The 22,446-nt window shown below is 69.2% G+C and carries 15 protein-coding genes and 1 pseudogene; 6 read left to right on the top strand and 10 right to left on the bottom strand.

The features are described from left to right. Positions 1-1,222: 1,222 nt before the first annotated feature. From cas6e to ACTVZO_RS41085, 6 genes are all read right to left on the bottom strand, one after another. On the bottom strand, positions 1,223-1,918 hold the full coding sequence (gene cas6e / locus ACTVZO_RS41110) for a type I-E CRISPR-associated protein Cas6/Cse3/CasE (protein ID WP_443303692.1): 696 nt from the start codon (positions 1,916-1,918) through the stop codon (positions 1,223-1,225). 43 nt (positions 1,919-1,961) lie between these two features. Then, positions 1,962-2,684, bottom strand: a complete 723-nt coding sequence (gene cas5e / locus ACTVZO_RS41105; protein WP_443303691.1) for a type I-E CRISPR-associated protein Cas5/CasD — start codon at positions 2,682-2,684, stop codon at positions 1,962-1,964. Beyond that, positions 2,681-3,877, bottom strand: coding sequence for a type I-E CRISPR-associated protein Cas7/Cse4/CasC (gene cas7e / locus ACTVZO_RS41100; RefSeq protein WP_443303690.1), 1,197 nt, complete (start codon positions 3,875-3,877; stop codon positions 2,681-2,683). The genes cas5e and cas7e overlap by 4 nt, the downstream gene beginning before the upstream one ends. Beyond that, positions 3,874-4,500 (bottom strand): type I-E CRISPR-associated protein Cse2/CasB, encoded by a 627-nt coding sequence (gene casB / locus ACTVZO_RS41095; protein ID WP_443303689.1) that lies wholly within the window; start codon positions 4,498-4,500, stop codon positions 3,874-3,876. The genes cas7e and casB overlap by 4 nt, the downstream gene beginning before the upstream one ends. A gap of 34 nt (positions 4,501-4,534) precedes the next feature. Beyond that, complete coding sequence (gene casA, locus ACTVZO_RS41090; protein WP_443303688.1) at positions 4,535-5,980, bottom strand: type I-E CRISPR-associated protein Cse1/CasA; 1,446 nt, start codon at positions 5,978-5,980, stop codon at positions 4,535-4,537. Positions 5,981-6,870: 890 nt separating this feature from the next. Then, positions 6,871-7,569: a PE-PGRS family protein gene (locus tag ACTVZO_RS41085; protein WP_443303687.1), complete on the bottom strand. Its 699-nt coding sequence runs from the start codon at positions 7,567-7,569 to the stop codon at positions 6,871-6,873. Positions 7,570-9,050: 1,481 nt separating this feature from the next. Between ACTVZO_RS41085 and ACTVZO_RS41080 the strand changes: the two genes are divergently transcribed. From ACTVZO_RS41080 to ACTVZO_RS41060, 5 genes are all read left to right on the top strand, one after another. Further along, the gene (locus tag ACTVZO_RS41080) at positions 9,051-9,947 is read left to right on the top strand and encodes a ParA family protein (protein ID WP_443303686.1); all 897 of its coding nucleotides are present in this window, start codon (positions 9,051-9,053) and stop codon (positions 9,945-9,947) included. After that, positions 9,940-10,920, top strand: a complete 981-nt coding sequence (locus tag ACTVZO_RS41075) for a hypothetical protein (RefSeq protein ID WP_443303685.1) — start codon at positions 9,940-9,942, stop codon at positions 10,918-10,920. The genes ACTVZO_RS41080 and ACTVZO_RS41075 overlap by 8 nt, the downstream gene beginning before the upstream one ends. A gap of 1,907 nt (positions 10,921-12,827) precedes the next feature. After that, entirely contained in the window at positions 12,828-14,090 is a 1,263-nt protein-coding gene (locus ACTVZO_RS41070; protein ID WP_443303684.1) for a hypothetical protein, read from the top strand. 122 nt (positions 14,091-14,212) lie between these two features. Beyond that, positions 14,213-15,451, top strand: a complete 1,239-nt coding sequence (locus ACTVZO_RS41065; protein ID WP_443303683.1) for a helix-turn-helix domain-containing protein — start codon at positions 14,213-14,215, stop codon at positions 15,449-15,451. Continuing rightward, positions 15,448-19,416 (top strand): hypothetical protein, encoded by a 3,969-nt coding sequence (locus tag ACTVZO_RS41060; protein WP_443303682.1) that lies wholly within the window; start codon positions 15,448-15,450, stop codon positions 19,414-19,416. The genes ACTVZO_RS41065 and ACTVZO_RS41060 overlap by 4 nt, the downstream gene beginning before the upstream one ends. An 82-nt stretch (positions 19,417-19,498) precedes the next feature. Here ACTVZO_RS41060 and ACTVZO_RS41055 read toward each other — a convergent pair whose 3' ends face one another. The 4 genes from ACTVZO_RS41055 to ACTVZO_RS41040 form a co-directional block, all read right to left on the bottom strand. After that, positions 19,499-19,942: an NUDIX hydrolase gene (locus tag ACTVZO_RS41055; RefSeq protein WP_443303681.1), complete on the bottom strand. Its 444-nt coding sequence runs from the start codon at positions 19,940-19,942 to the stop codon at positions 19,499-19,501. A 28-nt stretch (positions 19,943-19,970) separates the two neighbouring features. Continuing rightward, positions 19,971-20,063 carry an SDR family oxidoreductase gene (locus tag ACTVZO_RS41050; RefSeq protein ID WP_443303761.1) on the bottom strand — a complete coding sequence of 31 codons (93 nt, stop codon included), beginning with the start codon at positions 20,061-20,063 and terminating at the stop codon, positions 19,971-19,973. Between the two features lie 117 nt (positions 20,064-20,180). Next, complete coding sequence (locus tag ACTVZO_RS41045; protein WP_443303680.1) at positions 20,181-21,392, bottom strand: hypothetical protein; 1,212 nt, start codon at positions 21,390-21,392, stop codon at positions 20,181-20,183. 382 nt (positions 21,393-21,774) lie between these two features. Then, positions 21,775-21,888, bottom strand: coding sequence for a hypothetical protein (locus ACTVZO_RS41040; RefSeq protein ID WP_443303760.1), 114 nt, complete (start codon positions 21,886-21,888; stop codon positions 21,775-21,777). An 8-nt stretch (positions 21,889-21,896) separates the two neighbouring features. Between ACTVZO_RS41040 and ACTVZO_RS41035 the strand changes: the two are divergent. After that, positions 21,897-22,271: pseudogene (locus tag ACTVZO_RS41035) on the top strand (NUDIX domain-containing protein); the annotation flags it as partial. Positions 22,272-22,446: the final 175 nt, after the last annotated feature.

The raw sequence follows: 22,446 nt of genomic DNA, 5'->3' as shown, positions 1-22,446 counted from the left end.
GTTGGGCGAAGTACGTCGGACACCCGCACGGACAGGCGACACCCAGCCTGCCGCACTTGTGCTGGGGGGCCTGCCGCTGGACTACCGCACGGGCGGGCTCCACATCCGGTCGACCTCGCGGTAGTGCCAACCGCGCGTGGGACTCCCGCGCGGGCGGACTCCTCGGGATCGCAACGCCTCCGCCGCCCTTTGGGAACGGTGGACTCCTGCGCGGGCAGGCACCACATCAGGGCATGCGCCCCCGCAATGCTGAGCGAGGTCGGACTCCCGCGCGGGCGGGTTCCACCTGCTCACCCTGGAGCCAGACGGCGGGAAGTTCGTCGGACACCCGCGCGGGCGAGCTTCACTTCGCCCGGGCACAGCGGCTTGCCCTTCTCCGTCGGACACCCGCGCGGGCAGAATTCGCGACACCAACGAAGGGGCCCGGTGCCGCGAGGCCGTCGGACACCCGCGTGAGCGGGCTTCACGGTTCGGGAGAGAAGAACCGGGGCGGAGACGTCGTCGGACACCCGCGTGGGCGGGTTCCACCGGATCGACAACTCCGGGGCCAAGCTCGGCCACGCAGGACACCTGCGTGGGCAGGTTCCACCCCGACATCCACCGCGACCTGCGGGGCCACGACGTCGGACACCCGCGCGGGCGGGCTGCACGCGACCGGTGTCGTCACGTCCCAGGCGCCGTACGCCGGGCAACCGCGGGGGCGGGCTGCTCTCGCGCGAAGGTGCTCTTGCCGTCACCACCAGTCGGACCCCGCGCGGGCAGGACGAGAATCACGACGGCTACGTCGATACCGTGGCCGCGGCCGTTGGACTCCCGCACGAACGGGTTCCACATCCAGTTACCGGCCACGTCCGTGATCGAGCACGTCGGACACCCGCCCGGGCGGGTTCGCTGGATCCAGGATCCGTATGCGGACCCGGACGACGTCGGACACCCGCGCGGGCGGGCTGCACGTGCCGGGGATCAGCTCGATCACGTACCCAAGCGTCGGACACCCGCGCGGGCGGGCTGCACTCATAGTGCCCGATCTCGTGTCCCTCTGTCAGCGTCGGACACCCGCGCGGGCGGGCTGCACCCCATCGGTCGCTCGGTGCGCGACCGCCGGCCCGTCGGACACCCGCGCGGGCGGGCTGCACACTTCTTGACCTGCCCATTTCTGAGGGCTTTGCTTCTTTTGTTATCAAGGTTCGAGGTTTCTGGGGCCGGGTGTTTTGAGGTGGGTCTACATCCGGGTGAGGGGGGCTATTGAGAGGAGGCCGGTGCCGAAGGTGCGGCCTCGGCCGACGCCGGTGGTGAGGGCGGTGTGGAGGGCGGGGGTGTCGGTGATGGTGGCGGTTCCCTCGAAGCGGGTAACCCGGCCGCAGATGCGCATGCGTTGGCCGTTGCGGTCGAGGTTGTCTTTCCAGCCGGCGATGTCGGGCTGGGAGTCTGTGCTGGTCGTGTCGGTGTCGGGGGTCAGGCCAGCGGCGGCGGCGCGGTCGTGCCACCAGTGGGTGGCTTCGTCGCCGTGCAGGGGGATGCGGCGGCCGCGCTTGAGACTTCCTTTCTCGTCTCGTTCCGGGTTCTCGGGGCGGGTGCTGCGCATGGGCTGGGCGTGGATGCGGTAGCGGACGGGCATTCCGGGTTGGCACCAGGCGAGGAGGGGGGTGAGGTCGCGTTCGTCGGTGGCGGTGGCGTAGCCGATGGGCAGCTGGTCGAGGTTGAGGGGGTGGCGGGATTGGATGAGGAGGGTCTGGCCGCGGGGGTTGTGTTCGAGGCGGAAGAGGATGCCGGCTGCTTGGCGCGGGCTGTCGCCGAGGTGGTCCGGGGCGAGGGTGAGGACGGTGCGGTGCAGGGAGTGGACGTTGCGGAGGTCGCGGGCGACCTCGGCGGACATGGCGTTCAGTTTGAGGCGGGTGAGGTGGGCGGTGGGGGGCATGGGGGTGCTCCGGTGGGATTCCCGCGTGGGCGGGTGGTGGCTGTTAGTGGGTTCGGTGCGTGGTGAGGGCGTTGAGGTAAGCGGTGCCGAGGCCGGCGCAGCGGGTGGCGGGGAGGTGACGTGTGGTTTCCCAGATGCGGCGGGTTGTCCAGGTGCGGCCGGGGCGGGGCGCGTCGTCGATGGTGCGGGTGTGGGGGGTGTTGGGGGCGGGCGGGTGTTCCTGGAGGAAGGTCACCGGCACGCTCTCCGTGGTGCGGGGGGCGTTGCGGTGGAGAGGGAGGTGTTCGAGTGCGGTGTCGGGATGGCCGGTGGTGGTGATGAGGACGGGGGTGTCGGGGCGGCAGGCGCGGCGGCCGAGGTGGGGCGGGTAGACGGGGTCGCGCAGCGCGGCGGCGAGGTCGTCGATGAGGGGGGCCGGGCCAGTGACGGCGACGGTGAACGCGGCGTCGTGGAGGTACCAGTCGCGGAAGACGAGGGCGTTGCCGCGGTGTCCGCCACTGGCGGTGGGGACGGTCTGGTGCTTGGGCTGGCCGCCGCCGACGGTGTGGAAGTCGAGGAGGCGTTGGCCGGGCCGGTCGATGCGGATGGTGTGGGTGAGCTCGTCGAGGTCGGTGAGGTCGCTACCGCGGGGTCGGCCTTGTGCGGCGGCGAGGAGGCCGGTGATGCCGCTGCGGGTGGGGTGGGGGTGGCTGGTGCGGGTGGTGCCGCCCTTCGGGCCGCCCCAGAACTGCATCCCGGACAGGTGCAGGAGAAGTCCGGGGGTCACTGCTGGCCTGCCGGTGCGAGCGCGGTGTCGGTGATGGTGGACACCAGCGTGTTGAGGCGGGGGATGTGGGTGCCGAGGGCGGTGACCTGGGTGAGGTCGGCGGTGCCGGAGTGGGCGGCGGCCCGGAGGTGCTCGTCGCCGAGGAAGGAGTTGACGGCGGCGGCGTGACGGTCGAGGGCGGTGATGCTGGGGGCGGTCCAGCCCGAGGTGTCGTCGGCGGTGACGGGGGCTTCGAAGGCGCCGGAGAGGTTCATGGGCTGGTCGGCGCGGACGACCATGTGGACCAGGGCGGGCGGGGTGAAGGGTGCGGTGCTGTTCTTCTTGGCGGTCGGGACGTGGCAGGCGAACTCGGTGAGGAAGGCGTGGATGATTTCGCGGGCCATGGCCTGGTCGTTGTCGAGGTTGCGGACGAGCTCGTCGACGTTGATGGTGGCGTAGCGGTAGAAGGTGCCGGAGGCGTGGGCGTGCTGGCCCATGTGGGCGGAGCCATTGTCGGATCCGGGGATGTCGTCGACCGCAGTGAAGAAGTCCGGCTGTTTTTCGCCGGCATGTGTGGTCGTCGCATGGGCGACGGCGATGGAGCCGTCGACGGTGGCTTCGGGGGTGTTGGCGAGCATCCGGCCGAAGGCGGCGATGGAGCCGTTGCGCCGGCACAGGACGGCGCGGATGGTGTCCCTGAGCTCGGCGATCTTGGCCTTGGTGTCCTTGTCCAGATCCGGCGCCTTCGCCTTGCCCTTGGGCTTGGTCTTGTCGGCGGCGTCGGCCTGCGCGCGGGCCAGCTCGGCGGCCGGGGCGAGCAGTTCGCGGTGGGCGGCGGCAAGGTCGGCGAGGTCGGCGATCACCGACTCGGGGACGAAGAGCATGACGTTGGTGGTGCCGGCGTCGGCGAGCTTCAGGCCAGAGAACGGGGCGGACAGCGCGATGGCCTGCCCGGCGTCGAGGGCTTCCTTCTCGTCCCAACCGCGGGCACGCAGCTCGGCGGCGACCTTCTCCGGGATGCGGCGGGTGCGCAGGGCCCGGTCGCCGAGGACGGATTCGGTGTTGATGCGGCATCCGCGCTTTTGGCAGGCGGAGGAGATCCGGGTGCGTTCGACCCCGCCGAGGACGGCGATTTTCGGGGAGCCGAACTCGTCTCGGTTGAGGTTGGACAGCGGGTAGGCGTGCAGGACGTGGATGTCGATGACGAGACTCATGCGGAAAGCTCCTCGGCGGCGTTCGTGTCGGGGGTGGGGTGGGGGTTGTAGTGGCTCTGCATCCAGGCGTCGGCAATCTGGGTGCGGTACTTGGGCCAGCCGTTCAGGTCGTGCAGCAGCCGGGGCCAGGAGACGGGGATGCCGGATGCGGTCATGCGGGTCACGGGCCGGGAGAGCAGCGCGAGCGCGGGCTGGAGGCGGCGCTGGCGGGCGGTGCGCTCCAGGAGGTCGGCGGTGCCGTCCTCGCGCAGGACCCCATGGTGGACGGCGCGTTCGAGGGACCAGCCGAGGTTGCCGTGCTCGGGGTCGTACAGGACGGCGGTGTCACGGCTGGTGGTGGGGTTGGCGGCCTGGTGGGCGTAGAGGCCGGCGACGGCGAGGTGGGCGAGGGTTGTGTCGGGGCCCCAGTTGGGGATGCGGGGGCGAAGGTGGCGCATCATGCGCCACGACTCGTCCAGGCGACGGATGTTGAGGCCGTCTCGGAGGTCACGTCGGCCTTGCGGGGTGGAGCAGACGTCGGCGACGTACCTCATGTAGGCGGTTTCCCGCACGAGCCACAAGGGGGGCTCGTTCTTCCGGGAAGGGCCGTCCACGGCGGGCTGGTCGGAGGTGGTGGAGGTCATCGGTTCGCCGATCTTCCAGATGGACGTGAAGGGGTCAGGCGGCCGGGCGGGAGACGCCCTTGCCGGGTGCGCGGAACAGCTTGGCGCGGGCCTGTGCGGTGGCTCGCCGGCCGCGGGCCGTGGATTTGAGGGCGGCGGTGCCGGTGTCGAAGCAGGTGATGGCCAGGGGCTGGAAGGCCGGAGGCGTGTCGGGGGTGGTGATCGCGGTCCAGAACTCGGGTTCGGCGCGCTCCCAGTACTGGGCGGAGCCTTGGTCAACGAAGCCGGGCTGGTCGTCCTTGTGGCGCAGGGGGTTGGCGCCGCGCCAGGCCGCAGCGAGAGCGCGGCGCAGCTGGCCGGCCCAGGTCTCGGCGCTGCGGTGGGCGGCGGCGATCGCGGCCGCGCCGTCGGGGTCGGCTTCGGCGAGGTGGCGCAGCACGGGCGGGGTGGTGGCGCTGTACCAAGCGCGGTCGAGGTCGCGGCGCTCCTGGTCCCAGCCCAGAGCGCGGACGCCTAGGACGCCTAGGAGGTCGGGGTCGAGCTCGGCGAGGTGGTCGAAGACGGTGGGGCGGCGCAGGGTGTTCTTGTCGCCGGGCCGCTGGTGGAGCAGGAGGGCGTCCAGGTCGCGCCAGACGGCGCGGCTGCGGGAGGCACGTACGGGTCCGCCGGTGTCGCGTTCGATGACGTACGGGTCTGTGGCGGGCGGCAGGTCGGTGGTGGTGCCCCAGGTGATCCGGCATCCGACGGTCCGGCCATCGTCGTCGCCGGTCAGCAGGACGGCGTGGGCGGCACGGCTGGCGAGGAGGGAGGCGGGTCCGGCGGGAGGGAGTACCGCGAGTGGGTCGTGCAGCTGCTCGCTCTCCCAAGGGGCCTGGTCGGGGCCCGGGTTCGTGGGCCAGGCGCTGGGTGCGGGCACGGACAGCACGAGGGTGGTGAACAGGCTGTCGGGGTGGTGGGGGAAGTAGGAGATGAGGGCGCGATAGGGGCCGGCCTTGGCGATGTGGCTGCTGCGGCCGCCGTGACGGCGCGTTCCCGCGGTGCCGGAGGGCCCGTAGCCGCGCCAGGTCAGCAGCCAGGCGACCGCCTCCCCCGCGTCGACAGGGACGTCCTGCGGGGTGGAGTCCGCCCACAGTGCGTTCGCACCGGAAGCCCGGGTCATCACCAGCCGGCCGGGAGGAGCGAGGTCACCGCCCTCGTCGGCAAGGCGGGGGTCCTGGAGGAACGGACGCGGCCCTCCGAACAGGCGCCACCGCTCCGACGCCGGGTCGAAGTAGCCAGCGACCCGGTCGGCGTCGAACCGGCCGCGCTCCAGGAGGTCCTCGCGGGCGTCGAGCCAGGCCTCGCCGTCCGGGGTCTCGAGGCCGCCGACACGCAGGGCGACCGCGGCCAGGACCCGGCGCCACATCGCTTCCACTGGCGGTTCGGGCACGTTGAGGTCGGCCAGAAGATGCGCGGCCGCGAACACAGACCGCAGGCCGAGGATGACCGTGCCGCCGTCCACGGCCCCGGGGACCAGACCAGCCAGTTCCTCAACCTCGTCCTCAGTGAGACCGGCACGGACACGGACCGGGACACAGGGGTCACGGTCAACGCGAAACGGATGCGACACGCTGCTCCTTCCTCTCACTGCAACGGCCACCCGGACCGACATAAGTGCAGATCAGGGCGGTGAGTGAGCGTCATGGAAGCAAGCGGTCGCCGGGTGGCGCAAAACAGCTGTCATGAGCGGACTGTGAGGGAGCTTCCGGTTGTCATAGGTGCTGGGTAGAGTCCCGCGACCTGCCCGTCGGCGCGCCGCCGGGCCGCTCTTCGGCTGCCTTCGACCGATCACTCCCTCGCCTGGGCCACCCGTCTCCGGACACGCGCAACTGCATCCCGAGAGCCCCATATTTGACGGAACGGCAGCCGCTCATCCCCTCAGGCTGACCCGATCGGAATGGCTATACCGGTAGCCCCTCCCCCGGCCAGGCTCAGTCCAACGACGCGATCAGTAAGTCCTGAACGGTCACCTATTGATGCTATTTCTTGTGAGATGTTGCACAGCACAGGACCTACGGGACGGCTGCTCAGCCGCCCTACCGCAGGCCCTGTCCGCGGCCCGGCCGCGGCGGCCGTCAGTGCACTCGTGCTACCGCTGGCGCCGCGCTTTGCAGGCGGCCCCTCAAGGCAGCTCGGCCGTGTGCACCCGCAGTCGGCGCACGACGCCCGGCCGTGGCGGATCCGGTTCCGGGCGGATAGGCGACAGGTCGGCCGGCACTCCACGCCGGGCGGAAAGGCACGGGATGCCGACGGCGCTGCGGTGCAGCGAGGTTGGGGTGGGCCGGGAGACTTTGCGGCCTTCATGCTTCGCTTGTGGATCAAGCGTCTCCTGGGACATGGTGACGTGTTCGGTCATGGCAGGAGGCGGGTCACTGCCGGCGGCAGGTGGTCGCCCAGGTCGATGATGCGGAAGTGACTGGCGTAGGTGGCGGTGAACTCACTCACCTGGATATCCGGGGATCCGAAGGCGGCCTGGAAGGTGCGGAGGGCTCCGGGGGAGCGGTCCAGCGCCCAGGCGGCCTTGGAGGTGCTTGAGCGGAGGAAACGGCCAGGTTCGGCGCCGATGACGAAAAGGTCGGCGCGGCGACCGGACCGGTCGGCAGCGAGCATGGCCAGCTCCTTGAAGGTCTGGCGTTTCCGGGCCGCGTCGGCGCCGCGCCACCGTGCCAGCTTGAACTCCACTACGCGCTGGTCGGTCTCGACGTCGTAGGGCCGGCTGGCGTTGTTGCCGGCGCCCAAGGACGGCCGCACGATGATCTTCTCATCCACCTCCAGGACGTGCGGGAGCACCAAGAGGATGCCGGAGGCGTGGATGAGGTCGTTGATGCGGCCCAGGCTCTCGCGAACGGTGAGCGCCGAGGCAAGGAGGTCTGCGTCCACCCCAGCTTCAGCGGCGGCCCGGGCTGCGTGTGCAGCGTCGGCGCCTTCCAGACGGCGTTCCAGCGCGGCGATCGACTCGGTAAGCGGCTGACGGTGAAGGAACTGCGCGAGCATGCTCACCGCCGCGCCCAGGTCTATGGGCGCGCCCTCGCTCTCATCCGTTCCATCCACGCCCACCATTGTGACTGACGTTGGGAACTGGCCCGCCGGCACCTGGTGATGAGGACCGCCGGGGCGGCGGTGCCATCACGGACGGGGTGTCTGGCAGATGTCAACGGCAGCTGTGCACCCGCGCTGCTCCGATCAGCCTGGGCCGGGTAGTTCGACCGGCTCACCTCGCCACGTCAGGCAGGGTCCTGCTGCCCTCCGCCGTGGCCTCAGACCCCCGCACCCTTCGTGACATATTGCCTCACGAGTCGCTCGGCGTGACTCAGCTGCACCCACTCTGACCTGCGATTATACCGATAGATATGCCGATAGCAGTCCAGATAACAATGCCGATGGAAATCCAGAAGCCAAGCCAGATAGAGACCTTTATGAAGCTACCTATGAAGATCTCTATCGAAGTGACCATACGAGTCCAGATGCATATCCCGACACTTGTCTTGATAGCAAGTACTACCGATAGCCCGATCGATATCCAGACCTACCGATCTACCTTGCGTTACAGCAACCACCCCTACGTCATCTACTAGGACCTAACGTCCGACCGCACAACCGAACGCCCTTACTTCCTACCGCCAGTGCGAATGACCGCACGGTCTGCGCCTCGTTGGATTGCCGGTAACACCTAACGGTCTTACACCTCGACTGACGCAACACTGAGGCTCCTCACGCCTCTAACTAAGCCAGTCTCACTGAGCGATCAATGTTGCGTACTGACGTAAGACCCTCGGACCGCCTCACCATTAGTTGGATACTGAGACGCTACTTCCGTCCGCTCGCACGCGATTCCGTACTTCGCAACCATCTGACGTTAGAGCGAACCTCACACTCGACGCTCGACACACAGCACGCCACAAGCACGGAATCTCCGGTGGAACGAAATAGGGTCCACACTTCTGTGCGACCCAGCTCCACAGCTACCGCTCGGCATGCACTCCCTGAGAGACACCCAGCTCACGAATCTCCGTAGCCACGTCCGCATGACCGCGTTACGGTCCTACCGCACCAGACCGCAGTCGAAGGAAGTACGCCTTCACAGCACCGACGTCCCGACGAGAGGGACACACAACACACTTCGGTGCGCAAGACCGGCCTCACGCAGCTACACAAGAACGAGCCTGAGGCGTGTAGTGAGGTGACCCAGGAGATCCGACGAGCCGGTCTCCGTCCCTCCTGCGCACAGATGCGTCCGCGGTCTCACCCATCGCTGTCAAGGCCGCAGCTACACCCGACTACCAGAGCCAACAGCCCACCGGCGAACCGGCGGCCCGAACCGTGCTCCGCTCCCTCCCTCTTCCGCCTCACGCGTCTCTCGCAAGCGACACGCCGTTGCCGTCCGATGCGACCGATTCCTGTTATCGTCTCCTCACCAAATGACTTCCCTGACAGAAACCTCGTTGAAGGGCCAAGCCGGCACGGCTGGTCAGATCGAGAAGGACGGATCGGAACGTCGCGCAAAGCCCGAGCTGCCGAGGAGAGTTGGACCTGTGGAGAAGATCGCCGTTGCAAGCCAGAAGGGCGGACCGGGCAAGACCACCACGACGGTGAACCTTGCGGCTGGCCTCGCTCTTACTGGCGCTCGCGTTGTTGTCCTCGACATCGAACCTCAAGCCCAGGCCGGCCAGGCTCTCGGCGTTCGCCTCAGCAAGGCCCAGATCGGCCTCTCTCTCGGGCTCAAGCTCCAGATGGCGGCTCAGGGCGTGCCTGCGGGCGTGCGAGACATCCTCATCGACCGCAGCGAGCTGCTGCACAAGTTCAAGGGCGCCGGACAGCTGTTCCTTCTGGCCTCGGAGCAGCACACCATGGCTAACGCGCAGCACATTCTGCACGCGGCCGGGAACGAGAAAGTCCAGGTGCTTCGCGAGCTCCTGGCGGAGATCGAAGACGACTTCGACTACGCAGTCTTCGACACGCCGCCGGCCGTTGAGGCCCTCAACGGTGTCGCTCTCGCGGCCAGCGACTACGCCCTCACTCTGTGCCTTCCCAAGCACGCCACGGTCGAAGGTGCAGTTGCCATGCGGTCAACGATTCGCCACGTCAAGGACAGGACCAACGCTGACCCCAAGTTCCTGGGAGCCGTCCTCAATATGGCCAAGCCGCCGTCGGACTGGTCACAGGAAGAGATGGAGGTTCGGGATCTCATGATCGACACGAACCTTCATCCGTTCGTTACCGACATCCGCGAGGACACACGGATTTCGCGTAGCTACGCCATAGGGGTTCCCTCGGTGCTTGGCTATGCGAATCACGCCCCGGGCAAGCGCTATGCCAAGTTCCTCCAGGAGGTGCTGGACCGGATGGATGCTCCCGAGGGCGAGTGGGAGGTCGCGCAGCGGGTTGAGGACCAGCTGAACGGTGTGGCGAGGGAGAGCGTCAGTGTCTGACGGCCAGGCCATGCAAAGCGGGGGAGGAGACAAAAAGAAGGCGGACCAGAAGGACGCTGGCGCCTTCGGTGCTGTGCGGAGGCGACGTCCTCCGGCCCCTCAGGCCAATCTCGCTGCAACGCTTCTCCAGCAGGCCGAAGAGGTCGCCGATGCCAGCTTCATGGGCAATGTAACCGCCCTGGCGTCACCCATTGCCGTGGTGACGGACCTCTCACCCGCCAGCCTGGTGACGCCTCCCCCCATCGCGCCAAGCCCGGTCGCCACGGATCAAACGCCCACGCCGCTTCGAGAAGGCGATGTGCCCGCTCAGCAGGCCGTCGTTGTCTCCGCGGCGCAGCCTGTGGCGCGGACAGTCCTTGCCCCCGCAGAGCCTTCGCGAAATCGTGTAGCCGACGACCCACCCAAGCCTGAGTCCGTCGTTTCGATGCCGGAGCAGAACGCAACACCTGAGCCCGAGTTGACTTCACCGGCCCCTGCGCAGAAGCCTCGCAAGGCCTCTCGAGCGGCGAACCAGCTCGGCCCGACGCATGCAGCGATCCACTCAACCTTCGCGGACTCTCGCACGAACTCGCGAGATTGGTCCTCTCACGGGGCCAACATGATTCCGGAGGTGTGGGATGCCCTACGCAGTCGCATCGCCAGCGACCGCCGCTCCTCCGGCAATCCCGAGCTCGCGGCTGGCCATTACATGGACGTCGTGTACCGAGAAGCGCCAATGGACGCGCAAGAACTCGTCGTCCTGTACAAGAGGCTATCCGACCAGCGCCTGGGCTACCTGGGCAGTGGCAAGAAGTCCACGTTTCGCCTGGGCCCCGAGGCAAAGGCAAACGCTTCTGAGATCAAGGCCCTTCTTGACGAGGCGGACTACTCGCGCAAGGGTCTGTACGTGGTGTCTGCCCTTGTCATCGTCCACCTGCAGAAGCTCGAAGCTGAAGGGCCGTTGAGAAAGCCGGAGCTGCCTCCTCTCTTCTAGCTATCCGGCTCCACGCTTCTCTACATACACAGCACTACGGGGTGTAGACCGCACTGAGCGGTCTACACCCCGTTTCTGTTCCATCGCACGAATGCCAGCCCCAAGTCACGCTCGCAGCGGCACTCCTGGGCGACACGCCGAGCTGCCATCACATATCTCCTATGGACGCCGCGTACTTGGGGCCTGCGCAGTACGCCCCGCCCTCTCAAACGACGGATATGCGCGGCGCAAGGCACGCCCTTCTAGTCCTTAAGCCAGCCCTCGCCATGGCTGCTACAGACGACAGATCCCAACCTGGCGCTGCGGTCTGAGTGCTCCCCCTCAGCGGCTGTGACCAGGAGTTATACCGATGCCGATTCTCATAGCCCTACCGATAGGAACACCGATACGGGGGCTCTACGCCAAGCCGATACCCGGGTTCGTTCGTATACCCACGCACCCACGACCTGACCACCTCACCAAGCCATTGCCTGATGTCCCTGACAGGGAACTCCCTCTGCCGGATCCGCTAGGCTGTAGTCCGACGGAACCTTCCCTTTGGGAGCACAGGAGAGCCTGCCAATGCCAAGTGCTGTTCTCAGCGCCAACGCCGTTGCGGTAGCTGCGGGAGTCAGTAAGAACTGGGTCTACCGCGCTATCGATATAGGAGTGCTGAGCGAGCCTTGCTTCGCTGCCGACGTGGTCGTCCTGCGCGTCTACCGCGTTCTCTCGCAGTTTGCGTGGCCCGATAGGCCGAAGCAACGCTCGGTTAAGCAGAAGCCGGATACATGGCTACTCGCAGCCCTCAACGCCGTACGCGACGCGGTAACTGATGAGAAGACAACCCCGGAAACGACTCTCTACGTCCTCGGAACAGCCGTACACATCGCAAACTCACGGTCGGAGCGAGCCCTCCTAGAGGCCTCAACTCCCGAGGGTACGGATCCATCCGCTCTCGACGCCCAGGTAGCAATCAGGCTCCCTATCGGCCGTTGGATCGATGAGCTCCCGTCCGTAATTGCGAAGACGCCTAAGCACGCTCCGAGGCGCGGAGTGACGCGCCGCCAGCCTGCTACTTCGTAACCGTCCGGCTCGCGGCTGACCCTCACCGCGAGCTACCTGACGTTCACTTCCAACCTCCCTACGCGATCGGAGTTTCGCCAGGAACCCGTCTCATTTCTGACCGAACCAACTACCCGGCCGGCGCTTCTCAGGGCCACCCGGGCCGGTTTGGTATTGCCAAATTCCCTTCCTAGCTCCCGGAGCAAGTCATCGCTACGACTCCTGGGGTGGACCTCGTGCTGCCCATCGCCGAGACGGCACCCTCCTCTAAACAGCACGGATCCGTGAGTGATCCGGATTCTCACACCTCGCGCACCCGAATCTCCCGGCGTCTTGGCACTGCGCTGTCCCCTCGTGCACTCGACGAAGCTCTGACTCGTCGAGGTCGGGTGCGGGTGCCGTGGCGGTTGGTTTCGTCGTGTGCGTATCCGGATGTTGCGCTGTCGGTGTATGTGAAGGCGGCTGCCCTGGGCTGGCGCCCAGAGGGTTGCACGGCCGGGGTATCCGTGTTGGCCGGCTACTTGCGGATGAGTACTTCGGCGGTGGAGCGGGGTCTGCGGGCACTGTCGCGACCGGATGCCTCTAGCGGTGTGGTGGAGCTTCGCTCGCGTCGGCGTACGAAGCCGGGTGGGCTCGGAACGACGGCGGAGCGCCGCGTTCGGCCGTTGCGTCGTCACGAACCCTTTGTGTGGGTGCCGGTGGTTGCAGCGGAGCTGTTGGAGCCGCGGCAGTTGCGGGCGTGGGCGGCGTTGGCGTACGCGGCTGCCCGGGGTGTGCATGTTTCCGAGGCGCAGCTGGGTGAGGTACTGGTGCATCACTCGGGTCAGCGGGCGGGGCAGGGGATTGGGGCGGGTGCGGCGTCGGCCGTGGTGGACTCCCTGGAGGCTCTGCGGTGGCTCAAGGTGCACCGCAGGGCAGGTTTTCAGGGCCGGCATGTGTACGAAGTCTTGGAGCGTCCTGGCCTCGTCGAGGGTGCTGTGGAGCACGACGGGGGCGATGAGGCACCTGCTGAACAGGCGCTTGGCTGTTCAGGTGTTGGTGACGGTTCGGGTTCCCCGGCTGGTGACGGATCCCTCGCGACTGAGGAAGACCTGCAGATTGACGGATTCGTTGACGAGGGTGGATTGGACTCATCCGCCATAGGCGAGGCTGAGGTAGTAGCGTGCGAGGCCCCTGTGGAAAACCCGCAGCCGAACGGCTCGCCTGGGTCGAAGAGCTCTGGTCTCGCGCTGCGCGCGGATGAGAATTCAATCCCCGCCTCTTCCGAACCCGGTGCCGACGACGCCGGTGCCTACACGGGTCCGGGGCTCACTTTCAGCCCGCGGATGGCGTGGGTGATGGAGCCGGTGGTCTGGCTGGTGGAGCGCGCCGGGACCTACGTGCAGCGTGAGTTCGCCCGCCAGCTGGGCAGTCAGCTGGCCGAGGGTGTGGAGCCGGAGCGGCTGCGGGCTCGGCTTGAGGCCCGGTTCGCCAGGACATCTCCGGACTCGATGCGCAGTGTTGAGGGCTGGTTGCTCAAGGTCGCCGCGGTGCGGTGGGGCTGCCACGATCCGCGCTGCGAGGAGGGCGTTCGCTGGCACTCGGGCGAGCAGTGCGCGGAGTGTCTGGCCGTCCGCCTGGAGCGGCGTGCCGCGCGGGAGCGCCAGAGGCTCTTGGAGGCCGGGGAGTGTCCGGACTGCAGGAGCCGACTGGCCGAGAGCGGCCGGTGTTGGACGTGCCGGCCCGCCCCGGCACCTCGGCCGGTTCCGACAGCCGAACCCCCGGTCAGGACCGCCCCAAGTCTCACCCAGGATCCGATGGACTCGCTGTCCTGCCGGTGCCCGGATTGCGGTTCCTGGGCCGACGGCCGAGCGCTTGGTGGTCGGTGTGGCCGCTGCGCGGTGCGGTTCGCGGTACGCGAGGCGGAGATCACTGCGATGGACGCGGCCGGAGCGGGGCTGCCGGGATCCGAGAAGCTTGCTGCAGCGGCCCGGGCTTGCGCGGACGTCCGACACCGAGTTGCGCTGGCTCGCGAAACCGCCGTTTCCGCTGGGCTCGACCAGAGCGTCCAGGACGCCACCGTTGTCGCGGCCGCCGAGGAAGCCGCACTGTCCTGGACGACTTCGCACCAGATGGTGGGAGCGGCATGAACGGCCGCCGATCGAGGAGCCGCGTGGTACGGCACGTGTACATCGGGGCGCCGACATCCCCGTCGGCCGGGCTCCGGGCGTGGGTGGAGTCGCTGCCCGAGCTATCGTCGCGAGCTCGGCGGTTGCTGCTCGATGGTGACGTCCACGGCCGGTACGGCGGCCGTACCGAATCCGAGGCCGGCTACCGGCTGACGATGGCCCTGGCGGTCGCGGTCTCCCAGCCTGGGCGGGAGTGGACGTTCGCGCGGTGGTGGGAAGTCTTGGTGCTGCGCCCGACAGCGGGCGGGGCCTGGGCGCGGACTCTGCGGTCACGCAAGGGCGAGCGGTACGCCGAGGGCAAGCTGGGCGAGATGCTGGCCAAGGCCCGCCGATTCGTGGGCTCGTCGGGCACGATCGCGTGTCGGGTCGACGGCGTGGTGGAGGTCGTCGGGGTTCGCGAGGCGGTGGAGCGTGCCGTGTGGCGGGGGAGCAGCGGCGGGATCGACGAGAAGAACCTGACGGCCCGGTTGCGGCTGGCGGAGCGTTCCGGCGGGCTGGACCACCAGGTGTCGGTCCGGCAGCTGGCTGAGCTGATCGGATGCGCGAAGTCGACAGTGGAGGCCAGCAACACCCGGCTGCGGGCCGCGGGCTGGATGCGGCTGATCAGCGCGGGGGTGGGGAAGAACTGCGGCTCGCAGTGGGTTCTACGCGTCCCACCAGTGGTGGCCGAGGCAGGTGGTGCAGCCCCGGGACACTTGCCAGCTGCAGGGGAGAGGGGGGCAGGAGGTGTCCCGGCGATGCACACACCCTCTCTCAGCACCCGCTCGCTGGACAAGGTGATGGCTCACGACGCGTTCCACCACTTCGGCCACGGTGCCTCGGGGGCACGGCTGCTGGCCTGTCTGGATCCGCTGGACGGAGCCGACGTGCCCGCTCTGGCGCTGGCCTCGGGGCTGCATCGCACCACGGTCCGTCGACGTATGAACAAGCTGATCGCCGACGGCCTGGTGGAGGAGGCTGACGGGCTGTTCTACCTGCCCCGGCACCTGGCCGGTCTCGGCGGGGAAGGGCTGCAGCCGGACGAGGAGCAGCTGGTCCGGGTGGCAGAGGAACGCGGCACGAACGGGCTGGGCGAGCGCCGCCGCCAGCGGCACGCCGACCAGCGGGCCGGGTACCAGCGATGGCTGGAACACCGGGCCCGCCGCAGCGCCGAGAATCGCAGGCCGGCCCGCCCGCCGCTGAGACTGGTACCCGAAGGCGCCGTCGACCCGGTCACCGGCGAACTCCTGGACGATGCCTGGCGCGGCTGGGACACCTCCGATCCGGCCAGACCCGTCTGGCGTGACCACCTCACCCGTCCGGCCGTGGAAGCGTGCGCGTGATCACCCGCTTCACGGTCGCCCGCACCGCGGCAAACGCGTCGCCGGTGATCGACGACCTCAGAACGGCCCTCATCGGACCGGGCGGCCCGGACAGCTACGGCACCGGCGGGCTGCTGGCCACCGGGGTGAATGCGCTCTGGGCGAAGAGACTGGTGGTGCCCGACGGCAAATACCCAGCGCCGGAAGGGGAGTTCCTGCCAGGCTTCGGGGAGGAATCCGGCAAGGGAGACAGGCCCACGATGGCAACGGCACAGCAGCCCACCTCCGCGCAGCACCGGAGGGTGCAGTGGAAGCTGATCGACCGGGCCTTGGCCCGGTACTCGACCGAGTCCCTCCTGGTGCTGCTCCACGCCGCGCTCGCCTCTCCGGGCTGTTCCCGATTCCATGATCATCTGCTGCTCTTGTGGACCCGGGTCCTGCGTACACGGCCCCGAACGGGCGCGGAAGCAGGGGCCGGTGAACTGCCTGGTCTGGTCGAGGCCGCCGTCCGGGCTGCTCCGGGTCGGGGAACGGTGACCGCAGCGGAGCCGAACGACCCGCGGACGCTGGTGACGGCCGAGGTAGCGGGGGAGCGGTTGCTGGTCCATCCCGGCCAGCTCGACCACCCGCTGCCGTTCCTGCGCGGCGCGCAGATGACGGCTCTGGCCGTCGACGAGGCGCTGCTTGCGGTGCGCGGGTTCACCCTCACCGACGTCCTGGAGCTCGCGCTGCGTTACACCGACCGTGTGGTCACCGTTCTCGCGCCGGCCTGGCCGCAGGAGTACGAGGACCAGGAGCCGGGGGAGTTCACGTGCGGGATCAGCACTGATGAAGCGGAGGCCGCACGGCTGTTGGCGGATCTGGATCCGGCTGTGCTCGTCGGGTTGTGCCGGGATCCGGAGCGGGCAGCTCGTGCTCTGGACTGGCTGACCGCGGATCTGGCCGATCTGCCGCTTCGCTACCACCCGGCGGCGCCGCTGCTGGGTCCGGTGCTCGCCGTCGTCGCGCACGGCCGCCGTTGGCTGGTGCCCGTGTCCGCAGCGCTGGACACTTTCGCCGCGGCGCTGCGGGAGCTGATCGCCGAGGTACCGGACCGTGTGGCTGTGGAGCAGCGGCTGCAGGAGCTTGCGGTGGAACGCATTGCGAACCTGCTGGGTCTGCGGGAGGCCCCGGTGCGGCCGGGGCCGGTGTGCGTGATCTCCTCCCCCACCCACCGGTACGACATCGCGATCGTCAGCGCGCTCTCCGAGAGCCTGTCTGGGCGGGTCGAGGAGGGGCGCGCCGCTCTCGCTGCCGGCGACCCGGGCCGGGGACGGCTCGTGGTCTATGCCGGGCCAGCGGTGCTGGGGCCGGAGCTGATCCGTGACACCGCCTACCTCCATGTCGAGGAGCTCGCCGAGATCCTCGCTGGCGCGGAGGGGGACCCGGCTCTGCTGGCCCTGTTCGTGCTGGAGCTGACCGAGCACCCCGGCGTCGACGCCGTCTTCTACCGGGAACCGCTCGACGCCTGGGCCTCCTGGCTGGGGGAAGGCACGATGCTACTGCCGGGCCCGGACCGCGAGGAGGTGGCCGTCGTCCCGCCGGCCGGGTTCGACCTCACGTGGCGGCGGGCCGCCGCATGGGCTCGCCTGGACGACGTCCTAGCCGCCGCCGGGCTGCCGACCGCGATCCACTGGCGCTTCGCCCACCTCGCCGAGCCCGCGCCGGGCGTGGCGGGCGCGTACGCCGACCTCTCGGAGGCGGGTGACGGGGGCGGCGCTGGCGGTGGGCTGGTGGTGCGGGTCAGTACCCTTCCGCCGCTCGTGGTCGTGGCCAGCCCCTCCGCTGAACGGGGGGCGGTTCTCGACCTGGGCGCGATGACCGGGCTCGCGGACAGCATCCGCAGCACCATCACCGGATGCCCGCCCGTAGCCGCGCACTTCACCCTGCCCGAGGGCGCCCCGGTGGTGGTAGTGCTCACCGAGAGAACCCAGCCCCACCGGGCCCCGGCCGAACACCACGACCGGGACGATGAGGACCAGGAGCCGGAGGAGCGGCTGCTGGCACATGCCGGGGCCGACCCCGGCCGCGCCCGGATCGGAATCGACCTCGACCCACCCCTGCTGGAGTCCTTCACCGGCGACGGCAGCGCCGGCCACCGCGTCCTCGGCCTGCTCCTGCACCACCTGACCGACCAGATCCGCCACGGCCGCGCCGCCGAACCCGGCTGCGCCCAAGCCGCCTTCACCGAAGCCTGGGACGCCGCCCACCCCGTGCTTCGTCTCACCGGCGCCACCACCTACTGGCCCGCCACCGCCCCCCACTACACCCTGCCGCGCTCCCCGCACCTCCACGCCCGCTCCCTGCGCACCGCGGCCGCGGCCGTACGCCGCGCCGGCGTGCCGTCCGGCACCTGGCACGGCCCCGACGCCTACAGCAGCGGCGGCCCCGGTGAACGGCTGCTGCACGCGCTCGAAGGCGAGCTCGACCGGAAGATCCGCGATCACCAGCCGGGCCTGGTCGAGGAGCTGGCGCGGCACCTGAACGCGGCCTGGAGCAGCCGTACCCGGGGCCGCCACGAGGTGACGGTGAACCTCACCGCCCCTTGGGGAGCGAACTGGGCGACGGAAGCCGGTGATCGCCAGATCGAAGCGGCCACGGCCACGTCCGCCCTGCAGCTCCTGCTCCAGCAGGCGATCATCTGCCCGCCCGTCGGATGCCGGCCCGTCGACACCCTGGCCGTCGCCGAGCTAGTCGCCCTGGCCGAGCTCGTCCTGCACTGCGGAACCACCGCGGTCGCCGCCGCCCGGCGCCTGCACGACCTCCACCTGGAAATCCACCCCACCGGCGTGTTCACCATCACCAGCACGGACGACGAAACCGCCGACGCCCCGGGCGGCGAACTGCTGCACCTGGGATTCGACGCGGACACCTACCACCACGCCCGCCATGAGAACTTCATCGCCCAGGTCAGCAGCGCCGACCCTGAACACTTCGCCCCCGCCACCGGGCTCGAGACAGGAGGCGTACGTACGCCGGTCGCGTTCACCGCGCCAGCTCTGCCCGCCGGCAGCCAGATCGCCCGGGCCGACGGACTCCTGCACCAGCACCAGCACTGGGGCTTCGGCCTCGCCGCTCTCAGCTCCGTGCTGGCCACCGCCGCCGACTGGCCGACCGGACCGGACGGCATCGCTGCCGTGACCGCCGAGGACCTGGTGCGCGAGGCCGCCGCCTGGTCCCGACTGCCCGAGCCCGACCTGGCGGCCGCCGTCGACCGACTACGCCTGCATCCGGGCAACGCCGCTCCCGCGGGCCCGCACGCCTACACCGAGGTCGAGCGCCGTACCCGGCCCGCCACCCACCCCCTGATCGACCAGGGCGGGCAACTGCTGGTCCTGCCGTGGCTCGTCCACGCCGCCCAGGAGGTGTATGCCGCGTACCTCGACGAGGGGCGCCTCCCGCACCCCGACCTGCCCAACCCCGTCGGCGAGGCACTGCGCCGCCACCGCCAGCACCTCGACGAGCGCCTGGAAGCCGACCTGAAGACCATCGCCTGCGACGCCGGACTGCCCCACCACTTCCGCCTCCTGGAGAAGACCGCCGCACAGTTCGGCATCCCGGGACTGACCGGCGAGATCGACCTCTTGATCGCCGACCCGGCCAGCCAGCGCCTATGGGTGATCGAGGCCAAGAACCCCGAAGGCGCCGTCGCTCCCCATAACCTCGTCCAGCACATCCGGAAGTTCACCGAACGCTACCGCGACAAGCTCCTCGCCAAGGCCGCCACCATCACCACGCACGCCGCCGCCGCGTCCCGCGCCTGCCAGGCCCCCGACGGCCTGGAATGGACCGTGGTCCCCCTGATCGTCACCCGCAGCATCGAGCCGGCCGCGTTCATCTCCGACCCCAGGGTCGCGTTCACGATCGCCGATCACCTGGCCCACACCCTGGCCGCAGGGCAGCCACCCCGGCCGGGATGGAACAGCCCGGCCAGGCAGACGGTCTGATGGCGTCGGCCGCGGTCACCGACGTGACGTACACCCTGGGCACCGGCATGGGATCGGCGGCGTGTGCTGGTGAGTTCGGGTCTCAGCTCTGGCTGGATACGGCGGCAGCCAGGCGGCCGTCGTCGAGGGCCTTGCGGATCTCGTCGGTGATCTCCTCTGGCTTGAGGTCGATCGAGTCGAGACCCTCGACCGTGAGCGGTACTTCCTCGAGCCGGTACTCACCGCGGTCGTCTCGGCTGAACTCGGGGCCGCTGCGCTCGTCGAAATTCCATTCCGTGATCCGTGCGAGGTAGACGAACTGCTGCTCGTCGTTGGACTCCACGGTGTGCAGGAGGCCGGTGATCTCGGCGCGGCCGGCGATCTCCTCCCACACCTCGCGGTGCAGGGCGGCCTCCAGGCTCTCGTCGTCGGCCTCGACTCCGCCGCCGGGCAGGACCCAGTACTCCGGGATGCCGGGGCGGATCCGCCTGATCGCGAGCATGGTGTTCTTCGGGGTGATCAGTACCGCGCGGACGCGCTGCTTCATCGGGCGACCTTTCGTTTGGCTGCGGATGTCAGGGCAGGAGCCAGCCACCGTCAACGTGCAACGTCTGGCTGGTGATGAAGGACGCGGCGGGGGTTGCGAGGAACGTGACGGCGGCGGCGATGTCGTCGGGGTGGCCGCGACGGGGGATGCTCTGGCGGCGAATCTCTCGGCGATGGCGCCGGGGAGCACGTCCCCAGACATGTCCCCGGCGCCGTTGCTCTCCGTGCCGACTGCCTGGTCAGGTCCGGAGAGGAACTCCGTGGGTGGTGCACCCTGTCACGGCGCCTGCGAGACCAGCCGGGCGCGGGTTGGTAAGTGGGTCAGTCCACGGAAGCGACCTGGGCGAGGAACTCGGCGGCGGCCTCGGGGTCGTGGCCGAGGACAGGCTCTGGTGGGGCAGCTCGGCGAGCAGGGCGGCGACGCGTTCGCGGTCCTGGGCGCGGCCCCCTCCGTCGACCCGAACGAGACGCAAGACGTCGGGGTAGCGGTCCTCCGTGTCACCGCTCATGAAGTCGCCTTCGACCAGGCCCCGGTCCTCCTCCACCAGTTCGGGCATGGTGTCCGGGAGGATCGCGGGGAAGAACAGCATGGAGGCCCGGCCGATGGGGGCGAGTTCCATGCCGAACCAGTCGGGGAACTGGTCGGGGAAGAGCTGGACCTTCATCTCCTTGCCGTTCGGCGACCACAGAGGCTCTCGTTGGTCCTCCAGCAGCGAGGCGGTGACCCGGGCGTCCTGCGTGGGGTGCAGATGCTCCCCGCTCATGAGGCGTTCGTGGACGACGTCGTACATGCCGAGTGCGTCGAGCAGGCCCGGGCCCAGGGCGGCGGCCGACGGCCACGACAGCACCTGGACTCCTCCGGTCTCGTCGGGGCGCAAGAAGATCCGGTCGTTCGCGAGGAGGCCGGCGCCGCACTTGCGGGCCAGCAGGAGCGCCGTGGTGGTCTTCCCGTCGCCCTTGGAGCCGAAGGAGAGGGCCGCGTTCCCGTTGATGACGACGGCGGAGGCGTGCAGCAGGGTCCAGCCATCCCGCAGCAGGAGCCCGCGGACCATTTCCCGGGCCAGGCGGGAGGAGGCGACGGCCACCGTCTCTGCATCGGTGCCGACGATGGTGAGGCTGCCGGTGTGGGGCTCGGAGATGTAGGCGAGGTGGTCGCGCGGGGAGAACGCCCGGACCGAACCATCCCGGTCTTCGGCCACGAGCATCGGAGCCTTCGCGTAAACGATCTCCTTGTGGCGGGTCTCGGTGACCTGCCGCCCGATGTCTGCGTACCGCTCGGGGTTGACGTCGGCGAGGACGATCGGGCCCGCACACACGGTGGCGGGTTCTACGGCTGCCGCGTTCCACCAGTCGCCGAAGTAGCGGGTGGCCCACTGCGTGATGGAGGGCGTGTTGCTGATGACGGTCACGGTCGCGTCGGCGGCCTGAATGCGTGTGGCGAGCGCGTTCACGATGTCCTCTCGGAGGGGGCGATGTCCGCGTAGGCGGAGTGGAGCTTCGACCGGGCCGCGTCCGGTAGCCCTGGTCTCGGTGAAGTCGAGCAGAGGCAGGCAAGTTACGGGCTCGCCGGCAGTGAAGCGCAACGGAATTCCCAGCCATGCGCTGTCGTAGCGGGTGGACAGTTCGGTGGTGCCGTCGTCGTGTCCGAACACCAGGCCCAGGGCGGACAGGACGGCCCCGGCGGGTCCGCAGCGGGTGCGGCCGATCTCGGCTTGATCCGTCCGGGGCGGGCCCGAAATTCCGCCCGTACGTCCGCGAGAGGGACGGCGGCAGGCTTGCCGTTGACGGTGGTGGAGGACGCGCAGATCACCGCGGCGTCCCCGTGTTCCCCGATCACGTGGCTTGGCGTACCTCGGCGAGCGCCTTGATCTCCTCGGAAGTGCGCTTCTCGCCGGTCGCGGTCATCGTCTCCCGGGCGTAGGCCGTGCTCTGCAGCAGCCCGGTGATCGCCAGCGGTGCCCACTCACGGATCTGCTCGGCGTCGTCTTCCAGGGAGATGCAGTCCGCTCACGCCACCGGGGAAACGACGCCGCTGGGCTAAGGCCACCGGGCGCCGCCTCGGCTTCGGTAAGACTGAACTGGACCACCAGACCCTCGGCAACACCGATCACGAGTGGGAGCCCCACGTGGCCGAAACCGTCACCGCCACCGTCCGGAACGCAGCCAAGGCCGTCATCCTCCACGACGGCAGCGTCCTGCTCCAGCGCGCCCAGTGGGACGGACAGGACTGCTACTTCCTCCCCGGCCGCGGCCAGCACCCCGGCGAGGCCCTCGATACCACGGTCCGCCGCGAGGTCCACGAGGAGACCGGCCTGAACATCAACGTCGAGCGGCTGCACCGAGGCGGACCCGGAGGACGAGAAGACCCTGGACGTTCGGGTGCCGTAGGCCATGATGGTCGAGCCGTTCCGGTGGCATTCCGCCGTGCCACGGGACGGCAATTCCGTGCCTGGTGTCAGAGGCCGTCGTCGGCTCCCAGCCGTACGGAGTCAGATGCCGCGCGCG

This window comes from Streptomyces sp. IBSNAI002, assembly GCF_052244475.1.
In the GTDB taxonomy this organism is placed as follows: Bacteria; Actinomycetota; Actinomycetes; order Streptomycetales; family Streptomycetaceae; genus Streptomyces.
Note: the sequence above shows the minus strand (reverse complement) of the source record. Positions and strands in the feature narration are given on the sequence as shown.